The organism is Streptomyces sp. NPDC029151 (assembly GCF_055564315.1).
The window spans coordinates 1-20097 of sequence record NZ_JBVHWQ010000009.1; the positions used below are offsets into that span (position 1 = coordinate 1).

At 72.0% G+C, this 20097-nt stretch carries 15 protein-coding genes; 8 read left to right on the forward strand and 7 right to left on the reverse strand.

All coding sequences use genetic code 11. The features are described from left to right. Window positions 1-151: 151 nt before the first annotated feature. The 5 genes from ACZ4VF_RS29115 to ACZ4VF_RS29135 are packed head-to-tail and all read right to left on the reverse strand — an operon-like array spanning window position 152 to window position 5825. Window positions 152-1462: a DUF58 domain-containing protein gene (locus ACZ4VF_RS29115; protein WP_467929673.1), complete on the reverse strand. Its 1311-nt coding sequence runs from the start codon at window positions 1460-1462 to the stop codon at window positions 152-154. Continuing rightward, window positions 1462-2451: an AAA family ATPase gene (locus ACZ4VF_RS29120; RefSeq protein ID WP_467930053.1), complete on the reverse strand. Its 990-nt coding sequence runs from the start codon at window positions 2449-2451 to the stop codon at window positions 1462-1464. The genes ACZ4VF_RS29115 and ACZ4VF_RS29120 overlap by 1 nt, the downstream gene beginning before the upstream one ends. Then, on the reverse strand, window positions 2451-3647 hold the full coding sequence (locus ACZ4VF_RS29125; protein ID WP_467929674.1) for a DUF4350 domain-containing protein: 1197 nt from the start codon (window positions 3645-3647) through the stop codon (window positions 2451-2453). The genes ACZ4VF_RS29120 and ACZ4VF_RS29125 overlap by 1 nt, the downstream gene beginning before the upstream one ends. Further along, window positions 3644-4432: a DUF4129 domain-containing protein gene (locus ACZ4VF_RS29130; RefSeq protein ID WP_467929676.1), complete on the reverse strand. Its 789-nt coding sequence runs from the start codon at window positions 4430-4432 to the stop codon at window positions 3644-3646. The genes ACZ4VF_RS29125 and ACZ4VF_RS29130 overlap by 4 nt, the downstream gene beginning before the upstream one ends. A gap of 4 nt (window positions 4433-4436) precedes the next feature. Continuing rightward, window positions 4437-5825, reverse strand: coding sequence for a glycerophosphoryl diester phosphodiesterase membrane domain-containing protein (locus ACZ4VF_RS29135; RefSeq protein WP_467929677.1), 1389 nt, complete (start codon window positions 5823-5825; stop codon window positions 4437-4439). Between the two features lie 140 nt (window positions 5826-5965). Here ACZ4VF_RS29135 and mtnA point away from each other — a divergent pair, with 140 nt between their 5' ends. From mtnA to ACZ4VF_RS29170, 7 genes are all read left to right on the forward strand, one after another. Continuing rightward, complete coding sequence (gene mtnA, locus ACZ4VF_RS29140; RefSeq protein ID WP_467929678.1) at window positions 5966-7111, forward strand: S-methyl-5-thioribose-1-phosphate isomerase; 1146 nt, start codon at window positions 5966-5968, stop codon at window positions 7109-7111. Window positions 7112-7333: 222 nt separating this feature from the next. Continuing rightward, window positions 7334-8023, forward strand: coding sequence for a two-component system response regulator MtrA (gene mtrA / locus ACZ4VF_RS29145; RefSeq protein WP_187279108.1), 690 nt, complete (start codon window positions 7334-7336; stop codon window positions 8021-8023). A gap of 1 nt (window position 8024) precedes the next feature. Then, window positions 8025-10181, forward strand: coding sequence for an MtrAB system histidine kinase MtrB (gene mtrB, locus ACZ4VF_RS29150; RefSeq protein WP_467929679.1), 2157 nt, complete (start codon window positions 8025-8027; stop codon window positions 10179-10181). Next, on the forward strand, window positions 10171-12006 hold the full coding sequence (locus ACZ4VF_RS29155) for an LpqB family beta-propeller domain-containing protein (protein WP_467929681.1): 1836 nt from the start codon (window positions 10171-10173) through the stop codon (window positions 12004-12006). Before mtrB ends, ACZ4VF_RS29155 begins: the two co-directional genes overlap by 11 nt. A gap of 212 nt (window positions 12007-12218) precedes the next feature. Continuing rightward, complete coding sequence (locus tag ACZ4VF_RS29160; RefSeq protein WP_467929682.1) at window positions 12219-13100, forward strand: ComF family protein; 882 nt, start codon at window positions 12219-12221, stop codon at window positions 13098-13100. A gap of 313 nt (window positions 13101-13413) precedes the next feature. Then, window positions 13414-14106: a ribosome hibernation-promoting factor, HPF/YfiA family gene (gene hpf, locus ACZ4VF_RS29165; RefSeq protein WP_467930054.1), complete on the forward strand. Its 693-nt coding sequence runs from the start codon at window positions 13414-13416 to the stop codon at window positions 14104-14106. Window positions 14107-14309: 203 nt separating this feature from the next. Beyond that, window positions 14310-15056 carry a response regulator gene (locus ACZ4VF_RS29170; RefSeq protein ID WP_467929684.1) on the forward strand — a complete coding sequence of 249 codons (747 nt, stop codon included), beginning with the start codon at window positions 14310-14312 and terminating at the stop codon, window positions 15054-15056. Between the two features lie 3 nt (window positions 15057-15059). Here the strand turns inward: ACZ4VF_RS29170 and ACZ4VF_RS29175 are convergent, their stop codons facing one another. Next, entirely contained in the window at window positions 15060-16235 is a 1176-nt protein-coding gene (locus tag ACZ4VF_RS29175; RefSeq protein WP_467929685.1) for a winged helix-turn-helix domain-containing protein, read from the reverse strand. Between the two features lie 84 nt (window positions 16236-16319). Next, complete coding sequence (locus tag ACZ4VF_RS29180; protein WP_467929686.1) at window positions 16320-16889, reverse strand: GNAT family N-acetyltransferase; 570 nt, start codon at window positions 16887-16889, stop codon at window positions 16320-16322. 253 nt (window positions 16890-17142) lie between these two features. Here ACZ4VF_RS29180 and secA point away from each other — a divergent pair, with 253 nt between their 5' ends. Further along, window positions 17143-19953: a preprotein translocase subunit SecA gene (gene secA, locus ACZ4VF_RS29185; RefSeq protein ID WP_467929688.1), complete on the forward strand. Its 2811-nt coding sequence runs from the start codon at window positions 17143-17145 to the stop codon at window positions 19951-19953. Window positions 19954-20097 lie beyond the last annotated feature (144 nt).

Here is a 20097-nt window from a genome sequence, read left to right on the forward strand (position 1 = left end):
GTACTGCAGGGGGGACCCTGTGGGAGAGTAGGACGCCGCCGAACAATCTTTGGGAAAACCCCCGCATCGGGTCGATGCGGGGGTTTTCTGCGTTCAGGGCTCCTTGAGGCCGTAGAGGCGTAGAGGGCATGAGACGGCGGACCGCGCCTTTTCAGAGGCGGCCCGCCGCTTTCAGTGCCAGATAGGCATCCGCGAGTGCCGGCGCCAGATCCTCCGGAGTCGCGTCCACCACTGTCACCCCGTGACGGCGGAGTTGTTCCGCAGTACGACGGCGCTCGATGTCGGCCTGGGCCGCAGCCGCCGCCTCGTACACCGCCTCCGCGGTGCCCCTGGCCTGTGCCATGCGGGCAATGTGCGGATCCGCTACCGAGGCGACCAGAACGGTGTGGCGTTGAGTGAGTTGAGGGAGCACCGGGAGCAGGCCCTGCTCGACCGGAGCGGCGTCCAGAGTGGTGAGGAGCACGATCAGCGAACGCCGCGGGGCGGTCCTGAGGGCGGTGGCGGTCAGGCCGCGGGCGTCGGTCTCCAGCAGTTCCGGTTCGAGCGACGCCATCGCGTGGACCAGGGAGGGCAGCACGTCGCCTGCTGAGCGGCCCTGGACCAGGGCGCGTACCCGGCGGTCGTAGGCGAGCAGGGCCACGCGGTCGCCTGCGCGGGAGGCGAGGGCGGCCAGCAGCAGGGCAGCGTCCATCGAGGCGTCCAGGCGTGGAGCGTCGCCCACGCGGCCGGCCGAGGTGCGGCCGGTGTCCAGGACCAGGAGGATGTGCCGGTCGCGCTCGGGCCGCCAGGTGCGGACGGCGACGGAGGACTGCCGGGCCGTGGCGCGCCAGTCGATCGAACGGGTGTCGTCTCCGGCAACGTACTCGCGCAGGCTGTCGAACTCCGTTCCCTCGCCGCGGGTCAGCACGCTCGTGCGGCCGTCGAGTTCACGCAATCGTGCGAGTTTCGACGGAAGGTGCTTTCGGCTGGTGAACGGGGGCAGAACTCGTACGGTCCAAGGCACCTTGTGGGCGCCCTGGCGGGAGAACAGGCCGAGGGGACCGTAGGAACGGACGGTGACACGGTCGGCCTGCCGGTCGCCGCGGCGGGTGGGGCGAAGGCGGGTCGTCACGCGCCGGCGTTCCCCCGGGGGGACGGACAGCCGGTGCCGGGAGGATTCGATCTCGGTACCCGGTTGCCAACTGCTCGGTGGCCACGCGTCCCGCACCTGGGCACGCAGCGGGCGGCGGGACGGGTTGGTGATCGTGAGCGTGACGTCGGCGGTGTCACCGAGACGGGTGGAGGTGTCGCCGGAGCGGGTCAGTAGGAGACGGCGTACCGGGGCGGCCAGTGCGTAGTCGCAGGCATAGGCCAGCGCCAGGGGGCCGTTGACCGCGAGGAGTCCCGTCCAGCCCGGTTCGAGGATGCCGACGGGGATCGAGCCGAGGGCCGCGAGGAGGGCGGCGCGTCCGGTGAGTGCCATCAGCGGGGGACCGGGACGTGAGCCAGGATCGCGTTGATGACCGAGTCGGCGGTCACGCCTTCCATCTCGGCCTCCGGTCGCAGTTGGACGCGGTGACGCAGGGTGGGCAGAGCGAGGGCCTTCACATCGTCGGGGATGACGTAGTCGCGGCCGGTCAGCCAGGCCCAGGCACGTGAGGTGGCCAGCAGGGCGGTGGCGCCGCGCGGGGAGACGCCGAGGGTGAGGGAGGGCGACTCGCGCGTGGCGCGGCAGATGTCGACGACGTAGGCGGTGATCTCGGGAGACACGGTCGTCCTGGCGACCGCGGCGCGGGCTGCTTCGAGGTCCGCGGGGCCGGCGACCGGGCGTACGCCGGCGGCGCGCAGGTCGCGCGGGTTGAAGCCCGAGGCGTGCCGGGTGAGGATGTCGATCTCGTCCTGCCGGGACGGCAGAGGGATCGTCAGTTTCAGCAGGAACCGGTCCAGTTGGGCTTCGGGCAGGGGGTAGGTGCCCTCGTATTCGACCGGGTTCTGCGTCGCGGCGACGAGGAACGGTTCGGGGAGTGGGCGCGGGGTGCCGTCGACCGTGACCTGGCGTTCCTCCATGGCCTCCAGGAGGGACGACTGCGTCTTGGGCGGGGTGCGGTTGATCTCGTCCGCCAGGAGCAGGTTGGTGAACACCGGGCCCGGCTGGAAGGAGAACTCCGCGGTGCGGGCGTCGTAGACGAGGGAGCCGGTGACGTCGCTCGGCATCAGGTCGGGAGTGAACTGGACCCGCTTGGTGTCGAGTTCGAGTGCGGACGCGAGAGTGCGGACGAGCAACGTTTTGGCGACCCCGGGGACTCCTTCTAGTAGTACGTGTCCGCGGCAGAGGAGGGCGACGACGAGGCCGGTCACGGCGGGGTCCTGGCCGACCACGGCTTTGGCGATCTCGGCGCGCAGGGCTTCCAGGGAGGCCCGGGCGGCGCCGGGGTCTCCGCTCTGCCCGGCGGTGTCGGTGGTCGGGTCCATCATGAACGGCGTACCTCTCTTTCGAGGGCGTCGAGTTGGTCGGTGAGTGCGATGAGGGCCGCGTCGTCGCCGGGCGGCGGTCCGAAGAGGAGGGAGTGCGGGGTCTGTCCGACACCGGAGAGGTGGGCGGGCAGGGCGGGAAGCAGCGCCTCGGGCGTGTGTGCCTGTGCGGCGGGGACGCCGACGAGGGGGGCCAGGCGGGTGCGGGTGGCGGCGCGGAGAGCGGCGGCGGCGCGGTCGCGGGCGTCGGCTTTGCGGTAGAGGCGGGCGCGTCCCTCGGCGGTCTCCGAGGCGCGGATCGCGACGGGGAGTCTCTCGGGCACGAGGGGGCCGAAGCGGCGTGCCCGCCAGAACGCGGCGAGGACCGCCGCGATGAAGAGTTGCAGGGTGGCCCAGAGCCAGCTCGAGGGGAGCAGCTCAAGGACGCTCTTCCGCTCACCGGGATCGGTGGCGGCGGAGTCGGACAGCGAGGGGAGGTACCAGACCAGATGGTGGCGGGAGCCGAGGAGTTGGAGGGCGAGCGACGCGTTGCCCTGCTCGTCGAGGCGGTCGTTGTAGAGGATGTCGGGCGCGCCCAGGACGACGGTGTCACCGCCTCCGGAGGACGCGGGGACGCGCAGCAGGGTGGCGAGGCGTGCGCTGGGGTAGCAGGAGTCGGCGTCGAGGCGGGTGGTGGTGTAGCGGATGCCGCCGGTGTCGGCGGTGCCGGCCCGCCGGGCCTCGGGCAGGGTGCAGCCCGGGGCGAGTGTGTCCGCGCCACTGGTGGCGGGGTCCGCGGTGACCCCGGGGGCGAGCCGTTCGACGGACCAGCTGCCGGGCGCGACGAGGACGGTGCGTCCGCCGGAGGAGGCCGTTGCCGCGTGCAGGTCGGTCTGCTGACGGCGGCTCAGCAGGTCCGGTACGGCGACCAGGAGCGTGGTGTCGGGGCCGGCGGCGGCCCGGGCCGCCCCGAGTGTGGTGACCACGCGGGTGGAGACGCCGCGTTCGCCGAGGAGGTGGGCGACGGCGCGGCTGCCGTAGGGGTCGGCGGAGCGCGGGTCCAGTTCGCCGTGCCGGGCGGTGGAACGTACGGCGGCCATGGCGACGGCCGCGGCCAGGAGCAGTACGGCGGCGAACGCGATGCCGCGTGTGCGGGTCCAGAACCGGCGGCCGGCGGGCGCGAGGGAGGTGCCGGCCGACGTGGCCTCGGTGGTCACTCGGCTGCCCCCTGGCGGGTGCTGCGGTCCGTGCCGGTGGTACCGGCAGGGTGGTTGGCGAGGGTCGGCTTGGTGCGTTCCACGTCGCGGTCGAGTTCGGCGAGCCGGTGGTACGCCTGCTCGCCGGCCCGGCGCCCGCCGTATGTGACGTCGTCGAACGCGCCGGCGGCGGCGCGGAGCCGGTCCGCGTGCGCGGGCAGGACGCGGCCGGCCTCGGCGGCTGCCTCGTCGGCGGTGCGGCCGGGGCGTACGTCGAGGAGGGCGCGTTCCTCCAGGGAGCGAACGAGGGCGCGCATGCGCTCCTGGACGGCCTGGTTCCAGTGGCCCTGGGCCGCGTGTGCCTCGCTGGCGGCCCGGTGTTCGGCGGCGCTGCGGGGGCGTTCGCCGAAGAGGGGGGCGGCCGAGGAGGGCCGGCGGCGGGGCGTGCCGAGGCGCCACCACAGGGCGGCGAGCACGGCGACGACGAACAGGATGACGACGAGCAGGCCGACCGTGCCGCCCGGGGTCGCCGAGGCCGCCGTGCCGAACAGCCGGTCGACCCAGTTCCAGAAGGCGTTCAGGGCGCGCTGGAGCAGGCTGGGGTCGTTCTCGTGGTACATCCGCTTGGACAGCTCGCGCCGGGCCGCCTCCCTGGCGGGATCCCGCGGGATGGTCACCGGCGGTTCGTCTCCGGAGCCGCCGGCCGCCAGGAAGGCCTGGTCCGATACGTGCAGCAGCCCTCGTACGACGGTGGCGGCGGCGCCCGACGAGGACGCCGCCGTGAGAACTTCCCCCGTGAGGCTCACCGCATCAGCTCCCGGGGACGGGCCCGGTGGCGCCGGTGCCGTAGTCCTGGACGCCGGCGGCGCGGGCCAGTTCGAGGTCGAGGGCCTCGCGGCGGATGCGCTGGTCGATGTAGAGGAGCACGGTGACGCCGGCGCTGATCGGAAGGGTGAGTGTGGTGCCGATCAGGGAGCCGATGCCCCGGATGATCAGGAAGCTCCAGCCGACGGGTTCGCCGCTGGTGCCGAGGAAGTTGCCCATGCTGTCGCCGCTCACGGCCGTCCCGATCAGGGCGAACGGGATGGTGATGATCGCGGAGATGATGTTGGCGATGAGCCAGGCCAGCAGCTGGATGCCGAAGACCCGCCACCAGGCCCCGCGCACCAGCTTGGCGGAGCGGCTCATGGACTTGGTGATGCCCTGGCGTTCCAGCATGAGGGCGGGGGCGGCCAGGTAGTAGCGGATGGCCAGCCACACCGCGACGATGACGCCTGCGAGGATGCCCAGCGCGAACAGCGCGGCTCCGCCGGCGTCGCTTCCGCCGGACAGCAGGACCAGGAAGCCGGGCAGGGCGCCGGCGAGGACCACGCCGACGGTGATCAGGCCGAGCAGGACCAGCAGACCGGCCAGCTTCGGGATCTGCGGGCGTGCCTCCCGCCAGGCCTCGCCGGTGCTGACCGGCTTGCCGAGCACGGCGCGGCTGGTGATGGTCGTGAGCAGGGCGGTGGCGACGATGACGGCGGCTGCGGAGATCACCGTGACGATCCCGCTGCCGATCATGGACTCGCGCAGGGCGCGGTACACGTCGTCGGGGGTGGCGGTCCGGCTGTCGAGCTGCGCGGTGCTGAGGGCGTCGTTGAGGAAGAGGCCCTGCACGAGGACGAGGCAGGTGTCCGTGACCACGGCGACGGCCAGCGCGATGCCGAGGACCGTCCGCCAGTAGGTGCGCATGGTGGACACGGCGCCGTCGAGGATCTCACCGACGCCGAGCGGACGCAGCGGGATGACACCGGGCTTGGCCGCGGGCGGCGGGCCGCCCCAGCCGCCCCAGCCGGGGTGGCCGTAGCCGCCGTGGCCGGGCGGAGGTCCGCCGTAGCCGCCGGGAGGGCCGTATCCGCCGCCGTAGCCGCCGGGGCCTGGGCCGCCGGGGTGCGGGCCGCCCCAACCCGGGCCGGGCGGTGGGGGCGGCGGGGCGTGGTGGGGGCCGGGGGCACCGGTGGGCGCCGACCACTGGCCGGGTGGCGGCTGCTCCTTGGACCACTTCCCGCCTGGGTTCTGCGGTTCCGTGCCCGGCTGCGGCGCGGGCTCGGTGGGGCCGGGGCGGTCGGCGGGTTCGGCGGGGCCGGACGCACCGGTTTCCCGACCCTCGGACGACGGGTCGGATCCGGGCGAGGCCCAGCCCGGAGTGTCTGTCATCGAAGCTCCTTCACGGTGCCCGTCCGCGGTCGCGGCGGCAGGTTGGCAGCCATCGTGCCATGGGCTGGTGGCCCGGTGATCGGCCGCGGTGGGCGGCGGCCACCTTCAATTGTCCGCCGTATCCGGGGCAGACTGACGGCATGGCTGATCAGCAGGCGCGAACCAGCAGCGGGGACAAGCGGCCGACCGACATACCTGCGATCCGATGGGAGGAACCACCAGAAGGTCCCGTACTGGTCCTTCTTGATCAGACGAGGCTCCCGGCCGAAGAGGTCGAGTTGGTGTGTACGGACGCGGCGGCGCTGGTGGAGGCGATCCGTTCGCTCGCCGTGCGCGGGGCGCCGCTGCTCGGGATCGCGGGCGCGTACGGCGTCGCGCTCGCCGCCGCGCGCGGCTTCGACGTGGCCGAGGCGGCGCGGGCGCTGGAGGAGGCCAGGCCCACCGCGGTGAACCTGTCCGTGGGGGTCCGCCGGGCCGAGGCCGCCTACCAGGCGGCGCTGGCCGGGACCGGTGACCCCACGGCCGGCGCCGTGGCGGCACTGGCCGCGGCGCGGGCGCTGCACCGGGAGGACGCCGAGGCCAGTGCCCGGATGGCGGCGCACGGTCTGGCGCTGCTGGACGAGCTGCTGCCGGGCGGCGGGCACCGGATCCTGACGCACTGCAACACCGGTGCGCTGGTGTCGGGCGGGGAGGGCACGGCCTTCGCGGTGGCTCTCGCGACGCACCGGGCGGGCCGGCTGCGACGGCTGTGGGTGGACGAGACGCGGCCGCTGCTGCAGGGCGCCCGTCTCACGGCGTACGAGGCGGCCCGCAACGGCATGGCGTTCAGCCTGCTCACCGACAACGCGGCGGGTTCGCTGTTCGCGGCGGGCGAGGTGGACGCGGTGCTGATCGGGGCGGACCGGATCGCGGCCGACGGTTCGGTGGCGAACAAGGTCGGGAGTTATCCGCTCGCCGTGCTCGCCCGGTACCACCATGTGCCGTTCATCGTGGTGGCGCCGGTGACGACGGTGGACCTGGACACGCCGGACGGGGCGTCCATCGAGGTCGAGCAGCGTCCCGGCTTCGAGGTGACCGAGGTGATGGCGCCGCAGGTGCCGGTGGCGGGGCCCGGCGGCGGGGTTCCGGTGGCGCCGCTGGGGACGCAGGCGTACAACCCGGCGTTCGATGTGACGCCGCCCGAGCTGGTGACGGCGATCGTCACCGAGGAGGGAGCGGCCTCACCCGTGACGGCGGAGTCCCTCGCGGAACTGTGCGCCACCTCGCGCCGGGTGACGACGACCTGATCGACGAGGTCCTGATCCCATTCGCAGACAGCGGGGCGGGGAGGGGGGACGGGCGGGGGCGCGGCTGTCGGGCCTGCCCGTCACGCTCTGCCGCCCTGCCGGCCGGAGCCCGAGGAGTCCGGTGATCGTCGGGGAGGGGCAGACAGTGACGGCCCCGTACGACTATCGTCACCGGCCAGTGACCTCGCTCACCAGCGCCTCTGTCACTGTTACGAGAATGGGATGATGTCGTTTATGAAGGGACGAGTCCTTGTCGTCGACGACGACACCGCACTGGCCGAGATGCTCGGCATTGTGCTGCGTGGTGAAGGTTTTGAGCCGTCTTTCGTAGCCGACGGCGACAAGGCGCTGGCCGCTTTCCGTGAGAGCAAGCCCGATCTGGTGCTGCTCGACCTGATGCTGCCCGGACGGGACGGCATCGAGGTGTGCCGGCTGATCCGGGCGGAGTCCGGTGTGCCGATCGTGATGCTCACGGCCAAGAGCGACACCGTCGACGTGGTCGTGGGCCTGGAGTCGGGCGCCGACGACTACATCGTCAAGCCGTTCAAGCCGAAGGAGCTGGTGGCCCGGATCCGGGCGCGGCTGCGGAGGTCCGAGGAGCCGGCGCCGGAGCAGCTGACCATCGGTGACCTGGTCATCGATGTCGCCGGGCACTCGGTGAAGCGGGACGGGCAGTCCATCGCGCTGACGCCGCTGGAGTTCGACCTGCTGGTCGCGCTCGCGCGCAAGCCGTGGCAGGTGTTCACCCGCGAGGTGCTCCTGGAGCAGGTGTGGGGTTACCGGCACGCGGCCGACACGCGGCTGGTCAACGTGCACGTCCAGCGGCTGCGCTCCAAGGTCGAGAAGGACCCGGAGCGGCCGGAGATCGTGGTGACCGTCCGTGGTGTCGGTTACAAGGCCGGACCGAGCTGACATGTCCGGGGACAGTGCCGCTTCGGCCCCCGGCGGTTCCGGGGCCCGTCCGGGGCGGCCTGTCGGCCGGCCGGCGGCGGGTGCGCGCCTGCGGGGCCTGTTCGACGGCGGCCTGCTGGAGGGCGGGGTCCAGGGCAGCCCGGTGCTGCGCCTGTTCCTGCGCTGGGTGCGCCGTCCGCTGCTGCCGGTGATGCGGCTGTGGCGGCGCAACATCCAGCTGCGGGTCGTGGCGACCACCCTGTTGATGTCGCTGGGGGTCGTCCTGCTGCTGGGCTTCGTCGTGATCGGGCAGGTGCGCAACGGCCTGCTGGACGCGAAGGTGAGGGCGTCGCAGAGTCAGGCCACGGGCGGGTTCGCGGTGGCCAAGCAGAAGGCCGACGAGGCGGCGAGCGGTACCGGTGGCACCGGTGACGGCGCGTCGACCGAGGACGGGCGGCAGTCGCAGAACGTCATCCCGTGGATGAGCGACCTCGTGGAGTCGCTGTCCAGCGGGGGTGCGGGCGCCTTCGACGTCGTGACGCTGCCGGTGGGCGACGACAGCGGCGGCGGCCGCAGCCCGCGCGGCTCCGGGAACGTCAACCCGACCTCCAGCGTGCCCGCGGCCCTGCGCGAGCGGGTGAACAGCGGTACGACGGCCGTCCAGAGCAACACGCGGATCGTCTACTACGGCGGCAAGGAGTCGCAGCCGGGGCTCGCCATCGGCAAGCAGGTCAACGACCCCAACGGCCGCCCGTACGAGTTGTACTACCTCTTCCCGCTCACGCAGGAGGAGAAATCCCTCAGCCTGGTCAAGGGCACCCTCGCCACGGCCGGGCTGTTCGTCGTCGTCCTGCTCGGAGCCATCGCCTGGCTGGTGGTGCGGCAGGTCGTCACGCCGGTCCGGATGGCGGCCGGGATCGCGGAGCGGCTGTCCGCGGGGCGGCTCCAGGAGCGGATGAAGGTCACCGGCGAGGACGACATCGCGCGTCTGGGCGAGGCCTTCAACAAGATGGCGCAGAACCTTCAGGTCAAGATCCAGCAGCTGGAGGACCTGTCGCGGATGCAGCGGCGGTTCGTCTCCGATGTCTCGCACGAGTTGCGCACCCCGCTGACGACCGTCCGGATGGCCGCCGACGTCATCCATGAGGCGCGGGAGGACTTCGACCCGGTGACCGCGCGGTCGGCCGAGTTGCTCGCCGACCAGCTGGACCGGTTCGAGTCGCTGCTCGCGGACCTGCTGGAGATCAGCCGTTTCGACGCCGGCGCGGCGGCGCTGGAGGCCGAGCCGATCGACCTCAGGGAGGTCGTCCGGCGGGTGGTGAGCGGTGCCGAGCCGCTCGCCGAGCGCAAGGGCACGCACGTACGGGTGGTCGGCGACCAGCAGCCCGTCGTCGCCGAGGCGGACGCCCGGCGTGTGGAGCGCGTCCTGCGCAACCTCGTGGTCAACGCGGTCGAGCACGGCGAGGGCAAGGACGTCGTGGTCAAGCTGGCCGCGGCGGGCGGGGCCGTGGCCATCGCGGTACGGGACTACGGCGTCGGGCTGAAGCCCGGCGAGGCGACCCGGGTCTTCAGCCGCTTCTGGCGGGCGGATCCGGCACGCGCGCGTACCACCGGCGGTACGGGCCTCGGGCTGTCGATCGCCCTGGAGGACGCGCGGCTGCACGGGGGCTGGTTGCAGGCCTGGGGCGAGCCGGGCGGCGGTTCCCAGTTCCGGCTGACGCTGCCCAGGACCGCGGACGAGCCGCTGCGGGGCTCGCCGATACCGCTGGAGCCCAAGGACTCGCGCCGCAACCGCGGCCTCGACGACACCGGCGCGTCCCGCGACGGCGGGGAGAAACGGGCGACCGTTCCGGTGCAGCAGGCCGGCGCCCAGACGCCCGCGCTGCCGCCGCGGACCCCGATCGCGCCGCGGCCGGCCGCGACACCGGCCGCCGACCCGACCGCCCTGCCCGGCAACGGCAACGGCGCGCGCGTGGTGCCCCGGCCCACCGGTGGCGCCCGGCGCACGGGCGAGGGGCCCGCCGCTCCCGCCTCGTCCGCGGCACCGGCGGCACCGCAGGCGCCCGGGGCGGACTCGGGCCGGCCCGGTGCGCAGGGGCCGCAGGACTCGACAGCGGCGCAGGACTCGACAGCGGCGCAGGACTCGAACGAGCCAGGGGAGGCATTTCGTGGCCGCTGACCGCAAGGGGGGCGCACGGCGGCGGTCGGGGCGCGTGGCGGCGTACGCCGCCTTGGGTGTCGTACTGCTGGCCGGTTGTGCCTCGATGCCCGACAGCGGGGATCTGCAGGACGTGGAGTCCACACCGCGGCAGGACACCGGGGTCCGGGTGTTCGCCATGCCGCCGGCCGACGGCGCCGGACCGGGCGAGATCATGCAGGGCTTCCTGGAGGCTTTGACCAGCGACGACCCCGGGTACGACACGGCGCGCAAGTACCTGACGGCCGACGCGGCGGGCAGGTGGCGGCCGGAGCAGTCGACCACCGTCCTCGCGAACGGGCCGACCATCGAGACCGACTGCCGCCCGGGCGGCCGGGAGGAGACCAACAGCGTCACCTGCCTGCTGGCCGGCACCCGGGTCGCGACGGTCGACGCGCAGCAGGCTTACCAGCCCGCCGACGGCTCCTACCGCAAGAAGCTCCACCTGACGAAGGACGCCAAGAGCGGGCAGTGGCGCATCGACGGGCTGCCCGACGGGGTCGTCATGGGCAAGTCGGACTTCCAGCGGAACTACACCTCCGTCGACAAGTACTACTTCGCCTCCGACGCGTCGGCCGGAGCGGGCGGGCAGCCGGTGGCGGTCGCCGATCCGGTGTTCGTGCGCAGCAAGGTCGACCCGATGACCCAGATGGTCCGCTCGCTGCTGCACGGGCCCACCGACTGGCTCCGTCCGGTGGTCAGGTCCAGCTTCCCGACCGGTACGGCGCTGCGTAAGGGTGTGTCCGATCTGGCGCCGGACGACCAGAACAAGCTGACGGTGCCGCTGAACCTGAAGGCGTCCCGGGTCGCCGCGGGCAAGTGCACCGAGATGGCGACGCAGGTGCTGTTCACGCTGCGGAACCTGGCGCCGACGCTGGAGTCCGTCGAACTGCGCGGGAGCGGCGACGACCGGCTGTGCGAACTGACCGAGGAACGCGCGGAGTCCGGCGCCTGGCGCGGGTCGACCAAGCACCCGGAGTACCTGTACTTCCTCGACGGCAAGCGCCGGGTGGTGCGCATGCCGACCGGGAGCACCGGCACCGGATCCGTACCGGTGCCGGGGCCGCTGGGCGAGGGCGGCAAGGCGCTGCAGTCGGTGGCGGTGTCGCGGGACGAGCACACCGCGGCCGGGATCGGCGACGAGGGCAGGTCGCTGTACGTGACGGCGCTGGCGTCGGGCGGTTCGCTCGGTGATCCCAAGGTGACCAGTGTCGGTCCGGTTCCCGAGCAGCGGCTGACCACGCCGAGCTGGGACGCCCGAGGTGACCTGTGGGTGGCCGACCGCGACCCGCACCGGCCGCGGCTGTTCGTCCTGGACCAGGGCGTCGGGAAACCGGAGCAGGTCGCCGTCCCCGGCCTGCCCGGCCAGATCACGGACGCCCGGGTGGCCGCGGACGGCGCACGCATCGCGCTGGTCGTGGCCGCGAAGGACGGCAGGCAGTCCCTGTACATCGGCCGGATCCAGCGCGACGACGGGACCGGCCAGGGCATCTCGGTGGACGGACTGCGGTCGGCGGCACCGGACCTGGAGCAGGTCAGCGCCATCTCCTGGGCCGGGGACAGCAGGCTGCTCGTCGTGGGCCAGGAGCAGGGCGGTGTGCAGCAGATGCGGTACGTCCAGGTCGACGGCTCCACGCTCGACGGCCCGGCTCCGGGCGCGCTGACCAGCGTGAAGGCGATCGCCGCGGCCGAGGACGAGCGGGTGCCGCTGGTGGCCTTCTCGGAGGACGGGATCGTACGGCTGCCGTCCGGGGCGCAGTGGCAGAAGGTCGACAAGGACGGGACGGCGCCGGTCTATCCGGGCTGACGGGCCTGGACTGGTGGCTTGGGGCCGGCGGGGCTGACGGGCCGGGTCGAGGCCGGGGTTGCCGCGTCCGGGGTTGCGGGCCGGTTCGCGGGCCGGGGACGAGGGACCGGAGGGGCCTTCGCCGTACCCGTGACGCGCGGCGCGCCGGGTTGTCCACAGGGCGTTGTCCACAGGGGTGGCCGTCCGGCCCCGGCGTCGGCACAGTGGTGGTCATGCGGGGGTGGTGGCAGGACCTCACCGACCTGGTGCTGCCGGCCGACTGCGCGGGCTGTGGTGCACCTCGTACGGCGCTCTGCCCGCGGTGCCGGGCCACGCTGGACGCGGGTGTGCCCCGGAGGGTGCGGCCGGTGCCGGAGCCGGCCGGGCTGCCGGTGGTCAACGCGGTGGCTCCGTACGCGACGGAGGTGCGGGCTCTGCTGCTGGCGCACAAGGAGCGGGGCGCGCTGCTCCTCGCCGGAGTGCTGGGCAAGGCCCTGGCGGGGGCCGTTCGGGTGGGCCTCGGTGAGGGCGGAGCAGGCTCCGCCGCCGGTGCCCGGCCGGCCGGGGCGCCGGGGTGGGAACCCGTGCTGCTGGTTCCGGTGCCGTCCAGCCGGTGGGCCGTTCGGGCGCGTGGGCACGATCCGGTGCGGCGGATGGCGCTCGCGGCGGCCGCGGAGCTGCGGCGCGGCGGGACACCGGCCCGGGTGGCGGCCGTGCTGCGCCAGCGGCGGGCCGTGGCGGACCAGGCCGGGCTGGACGCGCGGCGGCGCCTGGAGAACCTCGCAGGGGCGCTGGAGGTGAGCCCGGGCGGTGGTCGGCTGCTCGGCTCGGGCCGTGTCGTGGTCGTCGACGACCTGATGACGACAGGTGCCTCTCTCGCGGAGGCCGCGCGTGCGCTGCGGGAGGCGGCGGTATCCCGTCGGAAGGGTGGATCGGCCGTGTATGAGGCCTTAACTCGGGAAGGAAGGGAGGAACGACGGATCGGTGAACGGCGGGAGCGGAGGGAGTGGGTGCACGATGCACCGGGAAAGACGGCCCCGAACGACCTCGGCGGGTTGCTCCGTGCCGCAGTGATCGCCGCTCCGCGCGATTCTTTCGAAATGAACAGGAACTGACCGCCGACCTGCATCGTTGCAGGTCGTGAGAGGACTAATTCATCTGAACGGAGGTACGCCGCAGTAGAGGGTGACGACATCCGTCCGGGCGAGATATGTTCGGGTGTGAGGAAAGGCGCAGGCCACACCTCGCATATCCGAATGCCGTGCAGCGGGTTTTTCTGCAATCACCCGCGCCGGTGGGGTGGAGCTCTCGCCCATGGGGGAGGAGGAGGTGGAAGTCACCGAGTCCGAGGTCCGGTGATCACCGGACCTGGTGCAAAAGGGAGATGCTCCGCCGATGCAGCGGAGCGATCCGGGAACGGAGTTCTGCGTGGACATCGTCGTCAAAGGCCGCAAGACCGAGGTGCCCGAGCGGTTCCGCAAGCACGTGGCCGAGAAGCTGAAGCTGGAGAAGATCCAGAGGCTCGATGCCAAGGTGATCAGCCTCGACGTCGAGGTGTCCAAGGAGCCGAACCCCCGTCAGGCGGACCGCTGTGACCGAGTGGAGATCACGCTCCGCTCCCGCGGTCCGGTGATCCGGGCGGAGGCGGCGGCCAGCGACCCGTACGCGGCACTCGACCTGGCGGCGGAGAAACTGGACGCCAGGCTGCGCAAGCAGCACGACAAGCGGTTCTCGCGCCGAGGCGCGCGCCGGATCTCGGCGGCGGAGGTCCCCGACCACGTCCCCGACGCGGCGACGCTGAACGGCAGCGGCCTCCCCGTCCACGAGGAGGAGACCGACGGTGTGCCGACCAAGAAGATCGGCTCGCTGGAGATCAAGGGCGAAGGCCCCCTCGTCGTCCGCGAGAAGACCCACGTCGCCTCCCCGATGACTCTCGACCAGGCCCTCTACGAGATGGAACTGGTCGGCCACGACTTCTACCTCTTCGTCGACTCCGAGACGAAGGAACCCAGCGTCGTCTACCGGCGACACGCCTACGACTACGGCGTGATCCACCTCAGCACGGACCCGATGGTCGCCGAGGCGCAACCCCCCGCGGCGGGTGGCACGCTGGGCGGCTGACCCACCCGGCTGAAGCTGAGCCGGTGCCCCTGGAGCGCGCGTGCGCCCCCAGGGGCACCGGTGTGCGACCACTTCGCGCCCCGCACGTCGCCTCGGTGCCGTCCGAGCATGAAATCATGGCCGTACCGGCCCAACCGGTGGGCCGCTGCCTTGGGTTGGCGATGGCACAGGACCACAGGCCACAGCCTTCAGGGGGAGGAACGATGGCGGACACCTTCGGACCGATGCGGGACGGGGACGCCGACGACGAAGTCATCGGCAGGGGCCCGGACGCGGGCTCGTCGCGCGACGAGCCGATCAGGGTCCTGGTCGTGGACGACCACGCCCTCTTCCGGCGCGGCCTGGAGATCGTGCTCGCGGCCGAGGAGGACATCCAGGTCGTCGGCGAGGCGGGCGACGGGGCCGAGGCGGTCGACAAGGCCGCCGATCTGCTGCCCGACATCGTGCTGATGGACGTCCGCATGCCCAAGCGCGGCGGGATCGAGGCCTGCACCTCCATCAAGGAGGTCGCCCCCAGCGCCAAGATCATCATGCTGACGATCAGCGACGAGGAGGCCGACCTCTACGACGCGATCAAGGCGGGGGCGACCGGATACCTCCTCAAGGAGATCTCGACCGACGAGGTGGCCACCGCCATCCGCGCGGTCGCCGACGGGCAGTCGCAGATCAGTCCGAGCATGGCGTCGAAGCTCCTCACGGAGTTCAAGTCGATGATCCAGCGGACCGACGAGCGCCGGCTGGTGCCCGCGCCCCGGCTGACCGACCGTGAGCTGGAGGTCCTCAAGCTCGTCGCCACGGGGATGAACAACCGGGACATCGCCAAGGAGTTGTTCATCTCCGAGAACACCGTGAAGAACCACGTGCGCAACATCCTGGAGAAACTGCAGCTGCACTCCCGGATGGAAGCCGTGGTCTACGCGATGCGCGAGAAGATCCTGGAGATCCGCTAGGGGCTATCCGAGCAGCCCGGCGAGCTCCCTGCCGAGGGGCTCGCGCAGCCCGGGGGCGTCCACGCGCTCCACGCGGACGTTCGTGCAGTTCACCCAGGTCGCCGCCTCGGCCAGGGCCTGGGCGACCGCCGGGACCGCCTTCGGACCGTCCAGGGTGACCTGCCGGGCCACCAGCGTGCGGCCCTCCCGGGCCGGATCGACACGCCCGACCAGCCGGCCGCCCGCCAGCACCGGCATCGCGAAGTATCCGTGGACCCGCTTGGGCTTCGGGACGTACGCCTCCAGCCGGTGGGTGAAGCCGAAGATCCGCTCCGTGCGCGCCCGCTCCCAGATCAGCGAGTCGAACGGCGACAGCAGCGTGGTGCGGTGCCGGCCCCGCGGCGGCGTCGCCAGGGCCGCCGGGTCCGCCCAGGCCGGCCTGCCCCAGCCCTCGACCTCGACCGGCACCAGACCCGAGTCCGCGATCACCGCGTCGACCTGCTCGGCCTTGAGACGGTGGTAGTCGGCGATGTCCGCGCGCGTGCCGACCCCGAGCGACTCGCCCGCCAGCCGCACCAGACGACGCAGGCACTCGGTGTCGTCCAGCTCGTCGTGCAGCAACGCGTCCGGAACCGCGCGCTCGGCGAGGTCGTACACCCGCTTCCAGCCGCGCCGCTCGACGCACACCACCTCGCCGTACATCAGCGCACGCTCCACGGCGACCTTCGTGCCCGACCAGTCCCACCAGTCGTTCGTCTTCTTCGCCCCGCCCAGTTCCGTGGCGGTCAGCGGGCCCTCGGAGCGGAGCTGCTTGATGACCTGGTCGTAGGCGCCGTCGGGGAGGTCGTGGTGCCAGTGCGGGCGGTCGCGGTAGGCACGGCGGCGGAACGCGAAGTGCGGCCACTCCTCGATGGGCAGGATGCAGGCCGCGTGCGACCAGTACTCGAAGGCGTGGGTGTCCGTCCAGTACGCGGCCTCCACGGTCTGGCGGCCGACCGCGCCCAGCCGGGCGTAGGGCACCAGCTCGTGGGAGCGGGCGAGGACCGAGATGGTGTCGAGCTGTACCGCGCCGAGGTGGCGCAGCACCCCGCGGACGCCCGCCCGCCGGTCGGGCGCGCCGAGCAGGCCCTGGGCCTTCAGAGCGATCCGGCGGGCTTCGTCCGCGGTGAGCGTGGTGATGGGGCGCGGCTGGGTCGTCATGTGCCGGACGATAGAGGGTGCCACTGACAGCCCGCGAGGACCTGCGCGTTCACCAGGACCGTCCCGGGTGCCGTGGGCGGGGGCTCACGAACGCGCGGGCAGGTAGGGGGCCGTGGAGGGCAGGCCGAGGTCCGAGGGGAGCAGGGAGCCGACCCAGCAATCCCGGCGCACCCCCTTGTTGTTGACGCCCGAGCGCAGGGTGCCCTCGACGGTGAAACCCGCGCGCCGTGCCACCGCGCGGGAGGCGTGGTTGCCGACCTCGGCCCGCCACTCGACACGGTCGACACCGACCTCGGTGAAGACCCACCGGCAGGCGGCGAGGGCGGCCTCCGCCACGTACCCGTGGCCGCGGTGCTCCTTGGCCGCCCAGAAGCCGATCTCGGCCGTGCCCAGCGAGCGCATGGTGAGTGCGAGCATGCCGGCCAGCTCCCCGCCGCCGAGGAAGAGGCCGAAGGTGAACATCGACCCCTGCGCCCAGCCGTCGGGGACGATCTGCTCCGTGAAGCCGATCGCGTGTTCCGGCAGATAGGGAGAGGGGACCGTCGTCCAGCGCTGGATGTCGGGATCCTGCACCGCCGCGTACACCGCGTCGGTGTCGGCGGGGCCGACCGGGCGCAGAAGGAGACGGTCCGTGGTGAGCGTGACGGGTTCCATCGGCCGATTCTGCTCGCGACGTCCGCCGGGAGCCATGGATTTTCGCTATGCGTGAGCGCGTGATCACATTTCGCGTAATTCCGTGCTTCGATGCGGCACTATCCGGATGCGCCGTCCGTTGTCCTGGGTGAAGCAGCCGTCGGGCCGCCAGGCCTCCCGGCGCGGCCGGGTCCTCGCATACGATGGCCGTTGCTCAGTACGTCAGAAGGAAAACCGACCGTCCCAGGCCCGACCGGCAAGGAGACCAGCCCCCGTGTCCGTCCTCTCGAAGATCATGCGTGCAGGCGAAGGCAAGATCCTGCGCAAGCTGCACCGCATCGCGGACCAGGTCAACTCCATCGAAGAGGACTTCGTCGACCTCTCCGACGCCGAGCTGCGCGCCCTCACCGCGGAGTACAAGCAGCGGTACGCCGACGGCGAGAGCCTGGACGACCTGCTCCCCGAGGCGTTCGCCACCGTGCGCGAGGCCGCCAAGCGCGTCCTCGGCCAGCGGCACTACGACGTGCAGCTGATGGGTGGCGCCGCGCTCCACCTCGGCTATGTGGCGGAGATGAAGACCGGTGAGGGCAAGACCCTCGTCGGCACGCTGCCCGCGTACCTGAACGCCCTGTCCGGGGACGGCGTCCACCTCATCACGGTCAACGACTACCTGGCCGAGCGCGACTCCGAGATGATGGGCCGCGTCCACAGGTTCCTGGGCCTGTCCGTCGGCTGCATCCTCGCCAACATGACGCCGGCCCAGCGCCGCGAGCAGTACGCGTGCGACATCACCTACGGCACGAACAACGAGTTCGGCTTCGACTACCTGCGCGACAACATGGCGTGGTCGAAGGACGAACTGGTGCAGCGCGGCCACAACTTCGCCATCGTGGACGAGGTCGACTCCATCCTCATCGACGAGGCCCGTACGCCGCTGATCATCTCCGGCCCGGCCGACCAGGCCACCAAGTGGTACGGCGACTTCGCCAAGCTGGTCACGCGCCTCAAGCGCGGCGAGGCCGGCAACCCGCTCAAGGGCATCGAGGAGACCGGCGACTACGACGTCGACGAGAAGAAGCGCACGGTCGCCATCCACGAGTCCGGCGTCAGCAAGGTCGAGGACTGGCTGGGCATCGACAACCTCTACGAGTCGGTGAACACCCCCCTCGTCGGCTACCTGAACAACGCCATCAAGGCCAAGGAACTGTTCAAGCGCGACAAGGACTACGTCGTCATCGACGGCGAAGTCATGATCGTCGACGAGCACACCGGCCGTATCCTCGCCGGCCGCCGCTACAACGAGGGCATGCACCAGGCGATCGAGGCGAAGGAAGGGGTGGACATCAAGGACGAGAACCAGACGCTCGCCACGATCACCCTGCAGAACTTCTTCCGCCTCTACAAGAAGCTCTCCGGCATGACCGGTACGGCGATGACCGAGGCCGCCGAGTTCCACCAGATCTACAAGCTCGGCGTGGTCCCGATCCCGACCAACAAGCCGATGGTCCGCAAGGACCAGTCGGACCTGATCTACCGCACCGAGGTGGCGAAGTTCGAGGCGGTCGTCGACGACATCGCCGAGAAGCACGAGAAGGGCCAGCCGATCCTCGTCGGCACCACCTCCGTCGAGAAGTCGGAGTACCTCTCGCAGCAGCTCAGCAAGCGCGGCATCCAGCACGAGGTGCTGAACGCCAAGCACCACGAGCGCGAGGCGCAGATCGTCGCCCAGGCCGGCCGCAAGGGCGCCGTGACGGTGGCCACGAACATGGCCGGCCGTGGTACCGACATCAAGCTCGGCGGCAACCCCGAGGACCTCGCCGAGGCGGAGCTGCGCCAGCGCGGCCTCGACCCGGAGGAGCACATCGAGGAGTGGGCCGCGGCCCTGCCCGCCGCTCTGGAGAAGGCCGCGCAGGCCGTCAAGGCGGAGAAGGAGGAGGTCGAGGAGCTGGGCGGCCTCTACGTCCTCGGTACCGAGCGGCACGAGTCGCGGCGCATCGACAACCAGCTGCGCGGCCGTTCCGGCCGTCAGGGCGACCCGGGCGAGTCCCGCTTCTACCTCTCCCTCGGCGACGACCTGATGCGCCTGTTCAAGGCCCAGATGGTCGAGCGCGTGATGTCGATGGCCAACGTGCCCGACGACGTGCCGATCGAGAACAAGATGGTCACGCGCGCGATCGCGTCCGCTCAGTCGCAGGTCGAGACCCAGAACTTCGAGACCCGCAAGAACGTCCTGAAGTACGACGAGGTGCTCAACCGGCAGCGTGAGGTCATCTACGGCGAGCGCCGGCGCGTCCTGGAGGGCGAGGACCTGCACGAGCAGATCCGGCACTTCATGGACGACACGATCGAGGCGTACGTCCGCGCGGAGACCTCCGAGGGCTTCCCGGAGGACTGGGACCTGGACCGGCTGTGGGGTGCCTTCCGGCAGCTGTACCCGGTGAAGATCACCATCGACGAGCTGGAGGAGGCGGCCGGCGACCGGGCCGGGCTGACCGCCGAGTTCATCGAGGAGTCCATCAAGGAGGACATCCACGAGCAGTACGAGGCCCGCGAGGCGCAGCTCGGCTCCGAGATCATGCGGGAGCTGGAGCGCCGGGTCGTGCTGTCGGTCCTGGACCGCAAGTGGCGCGAGCACCTCTACGAGATGGACTACCTCCAGGAGGGCATCGGCCTGCGCGCGATGGCGCAGAAGGACCCGCTGGTCGAGTACCAGCGCGAGGGCTTCGACATGTTCGGCGCGATGATGGACGGCATCAAGGAGGAGTCCGTCGGCTACCTGTTCAACCTGGAGGTCCAGGTCGAGCAGCAGGTCGAGGAGGTCCCGGTCGAGGAGGCCCAGCCGGTGGGCGAGGGCGTGCAGGACACGGTCCCGGCTCAGGCCGGCGCGCGTCCCGAGATCCGCGCGAAGGGGCTGGACGTTCCGCAGCGGCGGGATCTGCACTTCTCCGCGCCCACGGTGGACGGTGAGGGCGGCGTCGTCGAGCGTGACCTGGAGGACGAGGAGCCGGTGCGGTCCGAGTCGGACGGGCTGACGCGGGCGGAGCGGCGGCGGCAGGCCAAGGGCGGCCGGCGCCGGAAGAAGTAGCGCCGACGTCTGAGGACGGGCCGGGTCTCCTTCGGGACCCGGCCCTTCCGCGTTCCGGCACGGGAGTCTCGCGGGGTGGGGCGGCGTGTGCCCGCGCTCGCGGGGCGCCGCTGCGCCCACCCCTACGGCCCCGACGGCCGGGTC

Excerpts from the sequence above, each read along its gene's own strand:
- mtrB (WP_467929679.1), top strand. The coding sequence starts at position 8,025 with ATGTCCGGGGACAGTGCCGCTTCGGCCCCCGGCGGTTCCGGGGCCCGT.
- ACZ4VF_RS29175 (WP_467929685.1), bottom strand. The coding sequence starts at position 16,235 with ATGACGACCCAGCCGCGCCCCATCACCACGCTCACCGCGGACGAAGCC.
- mtrA (WP_187279108.1), top strand. The coding sequence starts at position 7,334 with ATGATGTCGTTTATGAAGGGACGAGTCCTTGTCGTCGACGACGACACC.
- ACZ4VF_RS29115 (WP_467929673.1), bottom strand. The coding sequence starts at position 1,462 with ATGGCACTCACCGGACGCGCCGCCCTCCTCGCGGCCCTCGGCTCGATC.
- ACZ4VF_RS29135 (WP_467929677.1), bottom strand. The coding sequence starts at position 5,825 with ATGACAGACACTCCGGGCTGGGCCTCGCCCGGATCCGACCCGTCGTCC.
- ACZ4VF_RS29160 (WP_467929682.1), top strand. The coding sequence starts at position 12,219 with ATGCGGGGGTGGTGGCAGGACCTCACCGACCTGGTGCTGCCGGCCGAC.
- ACZ4VF_RS29180 (WP_467929686.1), bottom strand. The coding sequence starts at position 16,889 with ATGGAACCCGTCACGCTCACCACGGACCGTCTCCTTCTGCGCCCGGTC.
- mtnA (WP_467929678.1), top strand. The coding sequence starts at position 5,966 with ATGGCTGATCAGCAGGCGCGAACCAGCAGCGGGGACAAGCGGCCGACC.
- ACZ4VF_RS29170 (WP_467929684.1), top strand. The coding sequence starts at position 14,310 with ATGGCGGACACCTTCGGACCGATGCGGGACGGGGACGCCGACGACGAA.
- ACZ4VF_RS29120 (WP_467930053.1), bottom strand. The coding sequence starts at position 2,451 with ATGGACCCGACCACCGACACCGCCGGGCAGAGCGGAGACCCCGGCGCC.